The sequence below is a fragment of the Limnobaculum zhutongyuii genome (assembly GCF_004295645.1).
GTDB classification, from domain to species: domain Bacteria; phylum Pseudomonadota; class Gammaproteobacteria; order Enterobacterales; family Enterobacteriaceae; genus Limnobaculum; species Limnobaculum zhutongyuii.
The window spans coordinates 3160654-3176455 of record NZ_CP034752.1 but is presented as its reverse complement, the minus strand read 5'-3'; the positions used below and the strand labels follow the sequence as shown (position 1 = coordinate 3176455).

The 15802-nt window shown below is 45.6% G+C and carries 12 protein-coding genes and 1 other annotated feature; of the genes, 8 read left to right on the top strand and 4 right to left on the bottom strand.

What is annotated here, in order from left to right; all coding sequences use genetic code 11:
* Nucleotides 1-48 precede the first annotated feature (48 nt).
* A complete protein-coding gene (gene arcA, locus EKN56_RS14275) occupies nt 49-768 on the bottom strand; it encodes a two-component system response regulator ArcA (RefSeq protein WP_130592399.1) in 720 nt (239 codons plus the stop codon).
* A gap of 901 nt (nt 769-1669) precedes the next feature.
* Nucleotides 1670-1788: a sequence feature (Thr leader region), on the top strand.
* Between the two features lie 46 nt (nt 1789-1834).
* On the opposite strand from arcA, the gene thrA reads away from it, so the two are divergent.
* Genes thrA through thrC form a run of 3 tightly spaced genes read left to right on the top strand, consistent with a single transcriptional unit; the run spans nt 1835 to nt 6532 of the window.
* On the top strand, nt 1835-4294 hold the full coding sequence (gene thrA, locus EKN56_RS14270) for a bifunctional aspartate kinase/homoserine dehydrogenase I (RefSeq protein ID WP_130592398.1): 2460 nt from the start codon (nt 1835-1837) through the stop codon (nt 4292-4294).
* Nucleotide 4295: 1 nt separating this feature from the next.
* Nucleotides 4296-5225 (top strand): homoserine kinase, encoded by a 930-nt coding sequence (gene thrB, locus EKN56_RS14265; protein WP_130592397.1) that lies wholly within the window; start codon nt 4296-4298, stop codon nt 5223-5225.
* 17 nt (nt 5226-5242) lie between these two features.
* Nucleotides 5243-6532 carry a threonine synthase gene (gene thrC / locus EKN56_RS14260; RefSeq protein ID WP_130592396.1) on the top strand — a complete coding sequence of 430 codons (1290 nt, stop codon included), beginning with the start codon at nt 5243-5245 and terminating at the stop codon, nt 6530-6532.
* 75 nt (nt 6533-6607) lie between these two features.
* Here thrC and yaaA read toward each other — a convergent pair whose 3' ends face one another.
* Entirely contained in the window at nt 6608-7381 is a 774-nt protein-coding gene (yaaA, locus tag EKN56_RS14255; protein WP_130592395.1) for a peroxide stress protein YaaA, read from the bottom strand.
* Between the two features lie 279 nt (nt 7382-7660).
* Between yaaA and tal the strand changes: the two genes are divergently transcribed.
* The 3 genes from tal (at nt 7661) to EKN56_RS14240 (ending at nt 10826) form a co-directional block, all read left to right on the top strand.
* Nucleotides 7661-8614: a transaldolase gene (gene tal / locus EKN56_RS14250; RefSeq protein ID WP_130592394.1), complete on the top strand. Its 954-nt coding sequence runs from the start codon at nt 7661-7663 to the stop codon at nt 8612-8614.
* A 166-nt stretch (nt 8615-8780) separates the two neighbouring features.
* Entirely contained in the window at nt 8781-9368 is a 588-nt protein-coding gene (gene mog, locus EKN56_RS14245; RefSeq protein ID WP_130592393.1) for a molybdopterin adenylyltransferase, read from the top strand.
* Nucleotides 9369-9494: 126 nt separating this feature from the next.
* Complete coding sequence (locus tag EKN56_RS14240) at nt 9495-10826, top strand: MFS transporter (protein WP_130592392.1); 1332 nt, start codon at nt 9495-9497, stop codon at nt 10824-10826.
* Nucleotides 10827-11140: 314 nt separating this feature from the next.
* Here the strand turns inward: EKN56_RS14240 and EKN56_RS14235 are convergent, their stop codons facing one another.
* Both EKN56_RS14235 and satP read right to left on the bottom strand, forming a co-directional pair.
* A complete protein-coding gene (locus EKN56_RS14235; RefSeq protein ID WP_130592391.1) occupies nt 11141-11578 on the bottom strand; it encodes a GNAT family N-acetyltransferase in 438 nt (145 codons plus the stop codon).
* A 91-nt stretch (nt 11579-11669) separates the two neighbouring features.
* Complete coding sequence (satP, locus tag EKN56_RS14230; RefSeq protein WP_130592390.1) at nt 11670-12242, bottom strand: acetate uptake transporter; 573 nt, start codon at nt 12240-12242, stop codon at nt 11670-11672.
* Between the two features lie 337 nt (nt 12243-12579).
* Here satP and dnaK point away from each other — a divergent pair, with 337 nt between their 5' ends.
* Together dnaK and dnaJ are read left to right on the top strand one after the other, a co-directional pair.
* Nucleotides 12580-14490: a molecular chaperone DnaK gene (dnaK, locus tag EKN56_RS14225; RefSeq protein WP_130592389.1), complete on the top strand. Its 1911-nt coding sequence runs from the start codon at nt 12580-12582 to the stop codon at nt 14488-14490.
* A 116-nt stretch (nt 14491-14606) separates the two neighbouring features.
* Entirely contained in the window at nt 14607-15743 is a 1137-nt protein-coding gene (dnaJ, locus tag EKN56_RS14220; protein ID WP_130592388.1) for a molecular chaperone DnaJ, read from the top strand.
* Nucleotides 15744-15802 lie beyond the last annotated feature (59 nt).

Here is a 15802-nt window from a genome sequence, read left to right as displayed (position 1 = left end):
AACAAAAAACCAGCATAAATGCTGGTTTTTTTTATTTGTTATTGCTAATTATTCTTCAAGGTCGCCGCAGAAACGGTAGCCTTCACCATGAATTGTAGCAATGATTTCCGGTGTATCCGGCGTTGATTCAAAGTGCTTACGAATACGACGAATAGTTACATCAACCGTACGGTCATGAGGTTTTAACTCACGTCCGGTCATTTTTTTCAGCAGTTCTTCACGAGACTGAATTTTGCCCGGGTTTTCACAGAAATGCAGCATCGCGCGGAATTCACTACGAGGCAGTTTAAACATTTCTCCGTTAGGGTTAATCAGAGAACGGCTGTTGATATCTAAAGTCCAGCCATTGAACTTATAGTTTTCAACCAGCTTACGCTCTTCACCACTCACTGCGCCAAGATTCATCGTCCGGGACAGCAGATTGCGTGCACGGATGGTCAGTTCGCGTGGATTAAATGGTTTAGTGATGTAATCATCCGCACCAATTTCCAGGCCAAGAATCTTATCTACTTCGTTATCTCTGCCGGTTAAAAACATTAATGCAACCGCAGCTTGCTCACGTAACTCACGAGCTAGCAGTAGTCCATTCTTGCCGGGCAGATTGATATCCATGATGACCAGATTAATATTATGGTCGGACAAAATCCGATGCATTTCTGCACCATCATTGGCTTCAAAGACAACGTATCCTTCCGCCTCGAAAATGCTTTTTAATGTGTTACGAGTTACTAGTTCGTCTTCAACGATCAGGATATGCGGGGTTTGCATGTCTGTTACCTAATTTGCCAACAAAATCAATTTAATATTACAGTGGTCTGGTTCTGTTTTTAAAACTATCTATAGCTAAAACAGATCACTGCAGTATAAGGGACGAATCCCCGTGCTATTTCAAATTTCAACACAATCGCTGGTTCGGCCAAGGCAAACTACCTACATACCTGTGATTTGTTAAAACCGATCACTTATTACTCTTTATTGTAGCAGCAATATAACAGGAGTCTTTCTTTTGCCGATCAACAAACTTCTGGCTTGTTGATATATATCAATAATAGTTATAGCACATTAGCTGATTTGTGAGAAAAATCTACAAAAACAATGCATATCACATGCCAATTTTTGACCTTTTTTTCACAATTCAACCTCAATAAAAACCTTAATCTGAAACATTTATGTCGCTATATTTTCCACCAAAGCCAAGGCGTGTGTGGCAGCGAAGGGATTTTCCTTCTTTTTATCCTAAAAAGAAATATATTTTAACAAATATTTTTCAATTGCAACTTTTATGAACATAAAAACGCTTTCGAGATAAACAAGATGCAGTAACAGATAATGCCTTAATATTATAACAAATATTGCCAATATTGAGACGGTTTCTTCATTTTTCATCTGAACGCTGTTGGTTTGTCAGGTTTAGTGACAGTGGTTCCCATCATTATCAAAATGGGAAGACATCGATGAAAAATAAGATGTTAAATGAGTAATGATGATTAAATGATTTTAATTATTTGAATTTAATTGAAATTATTCTGGTTTGATACAAAAGACCCTGGTGAAGTCAGGGAATAAATTTTGCTGAAATATCAAAAATAATTTGACTCTGAACTACAATTGCTTTAACCAGTATATAGCGTTAATAAAACAAACCAGAGACAAACACCAAACATGCAAAACGTTAGCCTGATGATTACAATCATTACCACCACCGGTACAACCAGTAGCGGGGCGGGCTGACGCTTACAAGAAATAAAAAAAGCCCGCACCGTAGAATCGAGTGCGGGTTTTTTTTTGCGAATAATTTACATCATAACTGGATTAAGGCAGGAGAGGCCAAGAGATGCGAGTTCTGAAATTTGGCGGTACATCAGTAGCAAATTCCGAACGCTTTATGCGCGTGGCGGATATCATTGAAAATAATGCGCGTCAGGGCCAGGTTGCTACGGTACTGTCTGCTCCGGCAAAAATAACTAACCATCTGGTTGCCATGATTGAGAAAACGGTAGCCGGTCAGGAAGTCATGACCAATATGATGGATGCCGAACAGATCTTTGCTGAACTGCTTTCCGGATTGGCTGAAGAGCAGCCAGGGTTTGAATATGGTCGATTAAAGAGTTTTGTGGAGCAGGAATTTGCTCAGCTGAAACATGTACTCCATGGTATCTCTTTGCTGGGTCAGTGTCCTGATAGCGTTAATGCTTCTATCATCAGTCGTGGTGAAAAACTCTCTATCGCTATCATGGAATCTGTTTTTCAGGCTCGGGGATATGGCGTAACGGTCATTAATCCGGTTGCTATGCTGCTGGCTCATGGAGACTATCTGGAATCTACCGTAGATATCACTGAGTCAACCCGTCGTTTGGTTGAGCTGGGTATCCCCGATAACCATGTCATTTTAATGGCAGGTTTTACCGCCGGTAATGAGAAAGGCGAACTGGTGGTCCTGGGGCGTAATGGTTCCGACTATTCAGCCGCCGTGCTGGCAGCCTGTTTGCGCGCTGACAGCTGTGAGATATGGACTGATGTTGATGGAGTGTATACCTGCGATCCACGCTCTGTTCCGGGAGCTAAGTTGCTTAAGTCAATGTCTTATCAGGAGGCGATGGAGTTATCCTATTTTGGCGCTAAAGTTCTTCATCCTCGTACCATCGCTCCCATCGCTCAGTTCCAAATCCCTTGCCTGATAAAAAATACCGCTAACCCACAAGCTCCCGGCACTCTCATCAGTCGTGAAAGCGGTGACGATCGTTATCCGGTTAAAGGCATTACCAATCTGAACAACATGGCGATGATTAACGTTTCTGGTCCGGGTATGAAAGGAATGGTGGGAATGGCTGCCAGAGTATTCTCAGTGATGTCTCGTGCTGGTATCTCTGTGGTTCTGATTACTCAATCCTCTTCTGAATACAGCATTAGCTTTTGCGTACCGCAAAGCGAGCTGGCCCGCGCCAGTCGTTCGCTGGAAGATGAGTTCTATCTGGAACTGAAAGATGGATTGCTGGATCCGCTGGATGTGGTCGACAAACTGGCCATTATTTCAGTGATTGGTGACAATATGCGTACCTTGCGCGGTATGTCCGCTCGTTTCTTTAGTGCATTAGCTCGCGCTAATATCAATATTGTCGCTATTGCCCAAGGTTCTTCAGAACGTTCGATTTCTGCGGTAGTGAGTAATGACTCGGCGACCACTGCCGTCCGTGCCAGCCATCAGGTACTGTTTGATACTAACCAGGTGCTGGATGTGTTCTTAATCGGCGTTGGTGGTGTGGGTGGTGCATTGCTGGATCAGATCTACCGTCAGCAGCCGTGGCTGAAACGTAAGAATATCGAACTGCGGGTATGTGGCATCGCCAATTCTCGCGGCATGGTGACCAATACGCTGGGAATCGATTTAACTAACTGGCGTGAAGCGCTGGCAGCGGCAGAAGAGCCGTTTAATTTGGGGCGTTTAATTCGTCTGGTAAAAGAGTATCACTTGCTGAATCCAGTGATCGTCGATTGTACTTCCAGTCAGGAAGTGGCTTCTCAATATGCTGATTTCCTTGCTGATGGCTTCCATGTGGTAACGCCAAACAAGAAAGCCAATACCGATACGATGAACTATTACCATCAATTGCGACAGGCGGCCAGCAGCGGTAACCGTAAATTCCTTTACGATACTAACGTAGGTGCCGGATTACCGGTTATTGAAAACTTACAGAATTTACTGAATGCCGGTGATGAACTGATGCGCTTCTCTGGTATTCTTTCTGGCTCGTTGTCGTTCATTTTTGGCAAGCTGGATGAAGGATTAAGCCTGTCAGAAGCGACCCGTCTGGCGAAAGAAAAAGGTTATACCGAGCCGGATCCGCGCGATGATTTATCCGGTATGGATGTGGCGCGAAAATTACTGATTCTGGCTCGCGAAGCAGGTCATTCGCTGGAATTAGACCAAATTAACGTTGAGTCTGTATTACCGCCATCTTTTGATGCCGGTGGTGATGTGGCAACCTTTATGGCGCGTTTGCCACAGTTGGATGCGGAGTTTGCTGAACGTGTAGCCTTGGCTGCCAGCCAGGGCAAAGTGTTACGCTATGTCGGTATGATCGAAGAGGGTGAATGTCGGGTGAAGATTGATGCGGTGGATGATAACGATCCATTATTCAAAGTGAAAAATGGCGAAAACGCACTGGCATTCTACACCCAATATTATCAGCCACTACCACTGGTATTACGCGGTTATGGTGCCGGTAACGATGTTACCGCCGCCGGCGTTTTTGCCGATATGCTACGTACTCTGTCAGGAAAGCTGGGAGTTTAACATGATAAAAATTTATGCGCCGGCCTCGATAGGCAACGTTAGCGTGGGGTTTGACGTATTGGGCGCAGCAGTATCGCCCATTGATGGAGCTCTGCTGGGCGATTGCGTCAGCATTCAATCGGCAGACCGCTTTAGCCTGAGCAATAAAGGGCGTTTTGTTAGCAAATTACCGACAGAGCCTAAAGAAAACATCGTTTATCAATGCTGGGAGCTGTTCTGCCAGCGTTTAGGGCGAGAATTGCCGGTGGCGATGGTGTTAGAAAAGAATATGCCGATTGGTTCCGGATTGGGTTCCAGTGCCTGCTCTGTGGTAGCGGGTCTAATGGCACTGAATGAATTCTGCGACCGACCGTTTAACCAGACCGAACTGCTTGGCATGATGGGTGAGCTGGAAGGGCGCATCTCCGGCAGTGTGCATTACGATAACGTGGCTCCTTGCTATTTGGGGGGCATGCAATTGATGCTGGAAGAGAATGGCATTATCAGTCAGTCGGTACCCGGTTTTGATAACTGGTATTGGGTGATGGCTTATCCGGGCATTAAGGTTTCGACCGCTGAAGCGCGAGCGATTTTACCGGCGCAGTATTTGCGTCAGGATTGTATTCGCCATGGCCGCTATCTGGCCGGATTTATTCACGCTTGTCATACTCAGCAGCCAGAGCTGGCAGCTAAATTAATGCAGGATGTGATTGCCGAACCGTACCGTACCCGTTTGTTACCAGGCTTTGCTGAAGCACGTAAAGCCTCACAGGATATCGGTGCGCTGGCATGCGGTATTTCTGGTTCTGGCCCAACGTTGTTTGCGGTGAGCGATCGTCTGGAAACGGCTCAACGTCTTGCCGACTGGCTGGCAAAACACTATGTACAAAATGATGAAGGCTTTGTTCACGTTTGCCGTCTGGATACTGCCGGTGCCCGTAAATTGGATTAATGGAAAATAGCGACACAATGAAACTGTATAACTTAAAAGATCATAACGAACAGGTTAGTTTTGCTCAGGCAGTACGTCAGGGATTAGGTAAGCAACAGGGGCTATTTTTCCCTGCTGATTTGCCAGCTTTCGATAGTTCAGAAATCGATAACCTACTCTCACTGGATTTTGTTACCCGCAGCGCCCGCATTTTGTCAGCCTATATTGGTGATGAAATATCAGCAGATGCCGTTGCTAAGCGAGTGGCTAATGCTTTTCAGTTCCCTGCTCCGGTAGTGGCGGTTGAAAAAGATATTGCGACCTTAGAGCTATTTCACGGCCCAACGTTAGCGTTTAAAGATTTTGGTGGCCGCATTATGGCGCAAATGCTGGCCGAAGTAGCTGGCGATACGCCGGTGACTATTCTGACGGCTACCTCCGGTGATACCGGGGCCGCTGTTGCCCATGCATTCTATGGTTTAAAGAATGTACGGGTAGTGATCCTTTATCCTGAAGGTAAGATCAGTCCACTACAGGAGAAATTGTTCTGTACTCTGGGTGGTAATATTCATACCGTGGCTGTTGATGGGGATTTTGATGCCTGTCAGGCGCTGGTAAAACAGGCTTTTGATGATGAAGTACTGAAAAAGGAGCTGGGTCTTAACTCTGCTAACTCTATCAATATTAGTCGTCTGTTGGCTCAAATTTGTTACTACTTTGAGGCGGTAGCGCAACTGACTCAGGAACAACATAATCAATTAGTGATTTCGGTTCCAAGCGGTAACTTTGGCGATCTGACTGCGGGTCTGCTGGCTAAATCATTAGGTTTGCCCGTGAAGCGCTTTATTGCTGCCACTAATGCCAATGATACGGTGCCTCGCTATCTGGCGAATGGCCAGTGGCAGCCGCATAAAACGGTTGCGACCTTGTCTAACGCCATGGATGTTAGCCAGCCAAACAACTGGCCGCGTATTGAAGAGTTATTTCGTCGTAAAGAGTGGCCAGTCAGTTCATTAGGTTACGGTGCGGTTAGTGATGAAACGACGGCTAAGACATTGCGCGAGCTGGCAGCACTGGGATATACCTCTGAACCTCATGGTGCTATCGCTTATCGTTTGCTGCGTGATGAACTAAAGGATGGTGAGTTTGGATTATTCCTGGGTACCGCGCACCCGGCTAAATTTAAAGAGAGCGTAGAACAAATTCTCGGTACTACATTGCCACTGCCAAAAGCCTTGGCCGATCGGGCTGAGTTACCGTTACTTTCTCACTATTTACCGGCAGATTTTGCACCACTACGTGCATTCCTGATGGCGTTACCTGCGTAAGTTTTATTGAATAAAAATGGCCTCCTGATGCACAACTACACGGAGGCCATTTTTTGCCTGTAACGCTATTGGTGATTACTGTTCAGGACGTTTAAATACCAGTTCATTGCCCTGAGATGCACTTTCATCAAACTGATAGCCTTCCAGATTGAAATCAACTAATTGTTCCGGGCGGGTTAGTCGGTTTTTAATAATAAAGCGGCTCATCAGGCCGCGGGCTTTTTTAGCATAGAAGCTGATGATTTTGTATTTGCCGCTTTTCTGATCCAAAAATACCGGTTTAATGATGGTACCGTCTAACGATTTAGTTTGGATCGATTTAAAGTATTCATCTGAAGCCAGATTAACCAGAATATCGTCACCCTGGTCTTTCAGGGCCTGATTTAACTTATCGGTAATCCGTTTACCCCAAAACTCGTACAGATCTTTACCCCGTTGGTTTTCCAGCCTGGTCCCCATCTCAAGACGATAAGCCTGCATTAGATCGAGCGGACGTAAAACACCATACAGTCCGGATAGCATACGCAAATGCTGCTGGGCAAAATCGAAATCATCATCGTTAAAATCATTAACGTGTAGGCCGGTGTAAACATCACCTTTAAACGCTAACAGCGCCTGGCGAGCATTTTCTGGTGTGAAATCCGGTTGCCATTCTGAAAAACGAGCGGCATTCAGACCGGCTAATTTATCACTGATACTCATCAGGCTGGCGATTTGCGCTGGGGTTAACTTGCGACACGCTTTAATTAAAATTTTCGACTGGTCCAGCATTTCAGGTTGAGTGTAACGTTCAGTCACCAGAGGGCTTGTATAATCGAGAGTTTTTGCCGGAGATATAGTAATCAGCATAATCATATCCTGTGATAAATCATTTTTTGCTACTCTAGCAGAAAGTGACAATGGAAAAAGCGATGGATTTAATAGGGAGCGCGGGAAATCTTTTGCGAAATGTAATTTTTGTATTATTTATCATTGAGTAATCATCTGGTCAGTCGATGGGGTAAGATAAATTTTTTGACTAAAATTTGCGACCCATACGTTCCGTCGTTGCACCCTTGTTAAGTCATGTTATTATCAGGCTAGTCCGATAATACTTCGATGCCTCACAAGCTTAACAAGAGATCTATCATGACAGATAAACTTTCCTCTCTACGTAAAATTACTACCGTTGTGGCTGATACCGGCGATATTGCAGCAATGAAACTGTATAAGCCTCAGGACGCGACAACCAACCCTTCTCTGATTTTGAATGCAGCTCAGTTACCTGAATATCGTAAATTGATTGATGATGCGATTGCCTGGGCAAAAGGCCAAAGCAGCGATCGTGCACAACAAATTGTTGATGCATCCGATAAGCTGGCAGTAAATATTGGTCTGGAAATTTTAAAACTGATCCCTGGTCGTATTTCTACTGAAGTTGATGCTCGTCTCTCTTATGACACTCAGGCCAGCATTGTTAAAGCGAAGCGCTTAATCAAACTGTATAACGATGCAGGTATCAGTAACGATCGTATTTTGATCAAACTGGCCTCTACATGGCAGGGTATTTGCGCGGCAGCTCAGCTTGAGAAAGAAGGCATCAACTGTAACCTGACTCTGTTGTTCTCCTTCGCTCAGGCTCGTGCTTGTGCTGAAGCGGGCGTGTTCCTGATTTCTCCGTTTGTTGGTCGAATTCTTGACTGGTACAAAGCTAACGGCGATAAGAAAGAGTTCGCACCTCACGAAGATCCGGGTGTGGTTTCTGTAACCAGCATCTACGAATACTACAAACAGCATGGTTACAAAACGGTGGTCATGGGTGCCAGCTTCCGTAATTCTGGTGAAATTCTGGAGCTTGCCGGTTGCGATCGTCTGACCATTGCACCGGCATTATTAAAAGAACTGTCTGAAAGCCAGGGCGAAGTTGAACGTAAACTGGCCTATAGCGGCGCAGTAAAAGAGCGTCCGGTTCCGCTGAATGAAGCACAGTTCTACTGGGAGCATAATCAGGATCCAATGGCAGTTGATAAACTGGCAGACGGTATCCGTAAGTTTGCTATCGACCAGGAAAAGCTGGAAAAGATGATTGCAGATTTGCTGTAATTATTTTTGATAACGATATGAATACCGGTCATCAGGCCGGTATTTTTTTATCTGTGATTCACTACGGATAATTGCATCCACTGTGCTTGCCGCGCTGCAAAAATAGCGCCAACAATAGTATGATAGCGCGCGAGCAAGAGTACAGTTTAGTGACAGAGGATTAGATATGAATAAGTTACGCATTGGTTTGGTTTCTATCTCCGATCGCGCATCCAATGGGGTTTATCAGGATCAGGGGATTCCGGCGCTGGAATCATGGCTAAAAACGGCGTTGAGCAGCGAATTTGAAACTCAAAGCCGATTAATTCCTGATGAGCAAACGTTGATAGAAGAAGCACTGTGTGAACTGGTTGATGAAAGAGGCTGTCACCTGGTTCTTACCACCGGGGGAACCGGTCCGGCTCGCCGCGATGTTACTCCGGATGCCACGTTAGCCATTGCCGACCGCATTATGCCGGGGTTTGGTGAGCAGATGCGCCAGATCAGTTTGTATTATGTGCCAACGGCGATTCTTTCCCGTCAGGTTGGGGTCATTCGTAAACAGGCGCTGATCATTAATCTTCCCGGGCAGCCAAAGTCTATAAAAGAAACGCTGGAAGGGGTGAAAGATAAAGACGGAAAAACCGTGGTATCCGGTATTTTTGCCAGTGTCCCCTATTGTATTCAACTGCTGGATGGTCCTTATGTAGAGACGCATTCACAGGTGGTAGAATCCTTTAGGCCTAAGAGCGCAATCCGCGATATAAAAGGTTAAATTAAGACTTTTTGCAAAATAAGATTTCCATCTACTGGTGTATCGTAATGAGTACGATATAGTAAAAATTAATTTACAGACTGAAAGTTAATTTTTTTATCAACCTATAGAAAAAGATGGAATTTTATGATTCAGCAACAAAACCGCCGACTAAACAAACAGGATTATAAAACGCTGACTCTGGCAGCATTAGGCGGTGCGCTGGAGTTTTACGACTTTATTATCTTTGTATTCTTCGCTGTCGTTATCGGTCAACTTTTCTTCCCTGCCGATATGCCTCAATGGCTGGTGCTAATGCAAACTTACGGTATTTTTGCCGCAGGTTATCTGGCCCGCCCGTTGGGGGGAATCATTATGGCCCACTTCGGTGATTTGGTAGGGCGCAAACGCATGTTCTCTTTGAGCATTTTACTGATGGCGTTGCCTACGCTGGCCATGGGGATGCTACCAACCTATCAATCTATTGGTATTGCGGCTCCACTTTTACTGCTATTGATGCGTATTTTTCAGGGCGCGGCTATTGGTGGTGAAGTTCCGGGTGCCTGGGTGTTTGTAGCAGAGCATGTACCTTATAAACGTATCGGTATTGCCTGTGGTGTATTGACGGCGGGCCTGACCATCGGAATTTTGTTGGGTTCTCTTATCGCAACCATGATTAACTCCATGATGAGCGTGGAAACGATTCATAACGGCGGATGGAGAATACCTTTCTTCCTGGGCGGTATTTTTGGTCTGATCGCCATGTATTTGCGCCGCTGGCTAAAAGAAACGCCGATATTTATTGAGATGCAGCAGCGTAAAGCGCTGGCGGCAGAGCTGCCGTTAAAATCAGTGGTTGTGAATCATACCCGAGCGGTAACGGTTTCTATGCTGCTCACCTGGTTACTCTCTGCTGGTATTGTGGTGGTTATTTTGATGACACCAAATTACCTGCAAACTCAGTTTGGCATCGAGCGAGTCATTGCGTTGAAGGCTAACAGCATGGCGATTATCTCACTATGTGTAGGCTGTGTAATTGCAGGTATGTCTGCCGATCGTTTTGGTGCCAGCAAAACCTTTATTGGTGGCGGTTCACTGCTGGCGGTTGCCAGTTGGACGTTTTACCATTCGGCCACCAATGTAGATCTGCTATTTATTACTTACAGTATCGCAGGGCTGTGTGTGGGAGTGGTAGGGGCCGTTCCTTATGTGATGGTACGAGCGTTTCCGGCTGAGGTTCGTTTTTCTGGTATTTCTTTCTCTTATAACGTCTCTTATGCCATCTTTGGCGGTTTAACGCCGATATGTGTCACTTCTTTGATGAAACTCACACCAATGGCTCCGGCATATTATGTTTTGGCGCTATCAGTGATGGGAATATTGCTGGGAATTTATCTGCGTAACGATCTGAGAGCGACGGATAGCATTGCGGAACACCGTGATTCAGAGTTAGAGAAGGCACCAGTAACGGCCATATAGACGAAGCTTATGATGTGTCAGTTAAAAGCTGTAGGTGGCTTTAGATTGATGACAAAGTTTGATCGTTTCACTTTGTCCTTAAAGATAGTCAATCGTTGGGAGGGATGGGTGTTGGGGTCGTAGCAGCTTTAGCTGCCGGAGCGCCCCTAACCCAGCCAGGCCCAACGCACTCTGCGGCTAAGTACAGATGGTCTTCCGGTCGAGCACCAAGTCAATATAAGCATTTTGAATTTTACGACCGGAATATTCTCAAATGCTGATTTATTAGGTTTATCAGCAATCTGAAACTATCGGTTAGACAAGTGGCTTTAATATTAAAGATATTTAATAAATTTAGTTTGCCCATCGGCCTGTAAACCATCCTCAATCCATCCCAAATAGCGATAGAACCCATTGGCGCGTACATTGAGGTTACTGTCCGTTTCCAGCCATATTTGGGCGCATCCCATCTCTGCCAACCATTGTTCTGCTGCAATCATCAGCTGTCGACCGATTCCCAGGCCTTCAAAGTCAGGTTCAACAAAGAGTGCAAAAATGCTGGCTTCAGTCGCATCAGCCATAGCAAAAGCCACTATTTGTTGTTGATCTTCTGCTACCCAGCCTCGTCCCTGATTGATTAACATGGCAGGAAGTGATTGATGGGTGATTCCATGGGCGCTCAACTCTTCCAGCGTCATTTTATTGTCATTAACGCTGAGGCGTACGCGGAACATCTCTGTTACGTCATCAGGAAGTGCGATTCTTATTTGCATCTGTTATTTCCTGTTTATTGGGTTATGAGAGTAATACAAACAAAAACGCCTGCATTAAGCAGGCGTTTTTTAGTGATAAATAAAACCAGGATTAACCTGCTTTACGTTCACCAATTGGCAGAACGGTACGGCCATACTGTTCATTCAGTACTTCCGCCATAGCCAGATAAATTGCGCTGGAACCACAAACGATACCAACATAACCGGCGACGTTCAACAAACCTGTATTGGCGGTAATGTTACCGATAGATAACATAAAGAACAGTACCGTCAGGCTGGCAAAAACAAACTGTAAGCCACGGTTAGCGCGCAGGGTGCCGAAGAACATAAACAGAGTGAAAATGCCCCATAATGCTAAATAGATGCCCAAGAAGGTAGCATCTGTAGCATGGGCATGTCCGACTTCAGGGAGCAACCAGATACCCACTAAGGTCATCCAGAAAAAGCCATAAGAAGTGAATGCGGTAACGCCAAAAGTATTACCTTTTTTGAATTCTAAAATACCGGCAATAACTTGTGCCATACCACCATAAAAAATACCCATAGTAATAATTGCTGTGGTTACCGGAAAGAATCCGGCGTTATGGATATTTAACAGAATAGTGGTCATCCCAAATCCCATTAATCCTAGTGGACCTGGGTTTGCTAATTTATTCGAGTGCATATTTCCTCTGTACTCACGAATGCTGATTTATTAAATGGATTTTTATCCGCATAGAGGCGGAATTAACTAACAACGACCACGGGTAAATAACACCGCGTATTACACGTGAGCGCGCATAATAATGAGGCGCGAGTCACGAAACAATGGTTTTGATCAGGATTAATGCGAAATTTTTTTTATTTGCCCCCCTTGATGCCGGATTTGTCGCCCCCATCTTATGAACAACGGTGAAGCAAGCCTATGGATGTAAGACTTTTATTGGCAGTTGAAAAGTCATTTTGCACCCCCATATAGGTGAGTATGTGAACGAATATAGTTTTTAAGTGGAGAACATGTAATGGGTAAAATTATTGGTATTGACCTGGGTACAACGAACTCATGTGTTGCTGTTATGGACGGCACGCAGGTTCGCGTAATTGAGAACGCGGAAGGGGATCGTACAACTCCGTCAATTATCGCGTATACCCAGGACGGCGAAATTCTGGTTGGTCAGCCTGCTAAACGTCAGGCGGTGACTAACCCACAAAATACACTTTTCGCTATTAAGCGTCTGATTGGTCGTCGTTTTGGTGACGAAGAAGTTCAGCGTGACCGTGACATTATGCCTTTTAACATTATTGGGGCAGACAACGGCGACGCATGGGTTGAAGTAAAAGGTCAAAAAATTGCACCACCTCAGATTTCTGCTGAAGTTTTGAAAAAAATGAAGAAAACAGCAGAAGACTTTTTAGGTGAGCCAGTAACCGAAGCGGTAATTACCGTTCCGGCTTACTTTAACGATTCTCAACGTCAGGCAACTAAAGATGCCGGTCGTATTGCTGGTTTAGATGTAAAACGTATCATCAACGAACCAACCGCAGCGGCTCTGGCTTACGGTCTGGATAAAGAGATGGGTAACCGCACTATCGCCGTGTATGACTTAGGTGGTGGTACATTCGATATCTCTATTATTGAAATTGATGAAGTTGACGGCGAAAAAACCTTCGAAGTATTGGCAACCAATGGTGATACTCACTTAGGTGGTGAAGACTTTGATACCCGTCTGATCAACTACTTAGTCGATGAGTTCAAGAAAGAACAAGGCTTTGATTTACGTAATGACCCGCTGGCGATGCAACGACTGAAAGAAGCGGCAGAAAAAGCGAAAATCGAACTCTCTTCTGCTCAGCAAACGGATGTTAACCTGCCGTACATTACTGCAGATGCAACCGGTCCTAAGCATATGAATATTAAAGTGACTCGTGCGAAACTTGAGTCACTGGTTGAAGATTTAGTTAACCGCTCTTTAGAGCCGTTAAAAGTTGCATTACAGGATGCTGGCCTGTCAGTAAATGAAATCGACGATGTTATTCTGGTCGGTGGTCAAATCCGTATGCCATTAGTACAGAAGAAAGTCTCTGATTTCTTCGGTAAAGAGCCGCGTAAAGACGTTAACCCGGATGAAGCAGTGGCTATCGGTGCTGCGGTTCAGGGCGGCGTGTTAGCGGGTGATGTCACTGACGTATTGCTGTTAGACGTAACACCTCTGTCTCTGGGTATTGAAACCATGGGCGGCGTGATGACTTCGCTGATTGCGAAGAACACCACTATCCCGACTAAACACAGTCAGGTGTTCTCAACGGCAGAAGACAATCAGTCTGCGGTAACGATCCATGTTATTCAGGGTGAGCGTAAGCGTGCAGCAGATAACAAATCACTGGGTCAGTTCAATCTGGACGGCATTCAGGCTGCACCACGCGGTATGCCACAAATCGAAGTCACGTTTGATATCGATGCTGATGGTATTTTGCATGTATCGGCAAAAGATAAAAACAGCGGTCGTGAGCAAAACATTACCATTAAGGCTTCTTCGGGTTTGAACGAAGAAGAAATCCAAAAAATGGTGCGTGAAGCAGAAGCTAACGCCGATGCTGACCGTAAGTTCGAAGAGCTGGTACAAACACGTAACCAGGGTGACCACCTGTTGCACAGCACCCGTAAGCAAATTACGGAAGCGGGCGACAAGTTACCAGCGGATGATAAAACCGCTATTGAAGCTGCGTTAAGCGCGCTGGAAACTTCTCTGAAAGGTGAAGATAAAGCGGATATTGAAGCGAAAATCCAGGCGCTGGTTGAAGTATCTGGCAAGCTGATGGAAATGGCTCAGCAGCAACATGCTGAAACCACATCAGAAGGCGCACAAAGCGCGCCAGGTAAAGATGACGACGCCGTTGACGCTGAGTTCGAAGAAGTTAAAGACAAGAAGTAATCGCCCTTAAGCGGGCACGGTAATGATGCTTAAATTGTGGTATCGTTAACGGAACTTGGCACGGGCGTTGAGGTAACTCTACGCCCGTGTACGCATATATAGGGTAAAGTCCACAGATGGCGAAGAAAGACTATTACGAAGTCCTGGGCGTAGGCCGTGACGCCGATGAGCGTGAAATAAAGAAGGCCTATAAACGCTTAGCGATGAAACATCACCCGGACAGAAATCAGGGTGATAAAGACTCTGAAGAGAAGTTCAAAGAGATCAAAGAAGCTTATGAAATACTGACCGATGCTCAGAAGAAAGCCGCTTACGATCAGTATGGCCACGCTGCTTTTGAACAAGGCGGCATGGGCGGTGGTGGTTTTGGCGGTGGCTTCAGCGGCGGCGGTGATTTTAACGATATCTTTGGCGACGTATTTGGCGATATCTTTGGTGGTCGTCGTCAACGCGCAAGCCGGGGTTCCGACTTGCAATACACCATGACATTAACGCTGGAAGAAGCGGTTCGCGGTGTAGCCAAAGAGATCCGTATTCCAACGCTGGCTGAGTGTGACGTTTGCCACGGCAGCGGTGCGAAAGCAGGAACCAGCTCAACCACCTGTTCAACCTGTCATGGTGCAGGTCAGGTTCAGATGCGTCAGGGCTTCTTTGCGGTACAGCAAACCTGTCCAACCTGTCATGGTCGCGGTAAGATCATTAAAGATCCATGCAATAAATGTCATGGTCAGGGTCGGGTAGAGAAGACTAAAACGCTGTCGGTTAAGATCCCGGCAGGTGTTGATACTGGGGATCGCATTCGTTTGTCTGGCGAAGGTGAAGCCGGAGAGAACGGAGCACCGGCGGGTGATTTATACGTTCAGATTCAGGTGAAACAGCATCCAATCTTTGAACGTGATGGTAATAACCTCTATTGTGAAGTGCCGATTAACTTTGCAATGGCCGCTTTAGGTGGTGAAATTGAGGTTCCTACGCTGGATGGTCGGGTAAATCTGAAAGTTCCGGCAGAAACTCAAACCGGCAAACTGTTCCGAATGCGCGGAAAGGGTGTTAAATCAGTTCGCGGTGGCAGCCAGGGTGACCTGCTGTGTCGTGTTGTGGTTGAGACACCGGTTAAGCTTAATGAGAAACAAAAACAACTTTTACGCGAGCTTGAAGAATCTCTGGGTGGAGAAAAAGGGGCTAAAAATAGCCCGCGCTCTAAGTCATTCTTTGACGGCGTGAAGAAGTTTTTTGATGATTTGACAGGCTAATTATTTAGCGTCTGATTCTCAGAATAAAAATCCCCGATCAACAATCGGGGATTTTTTTT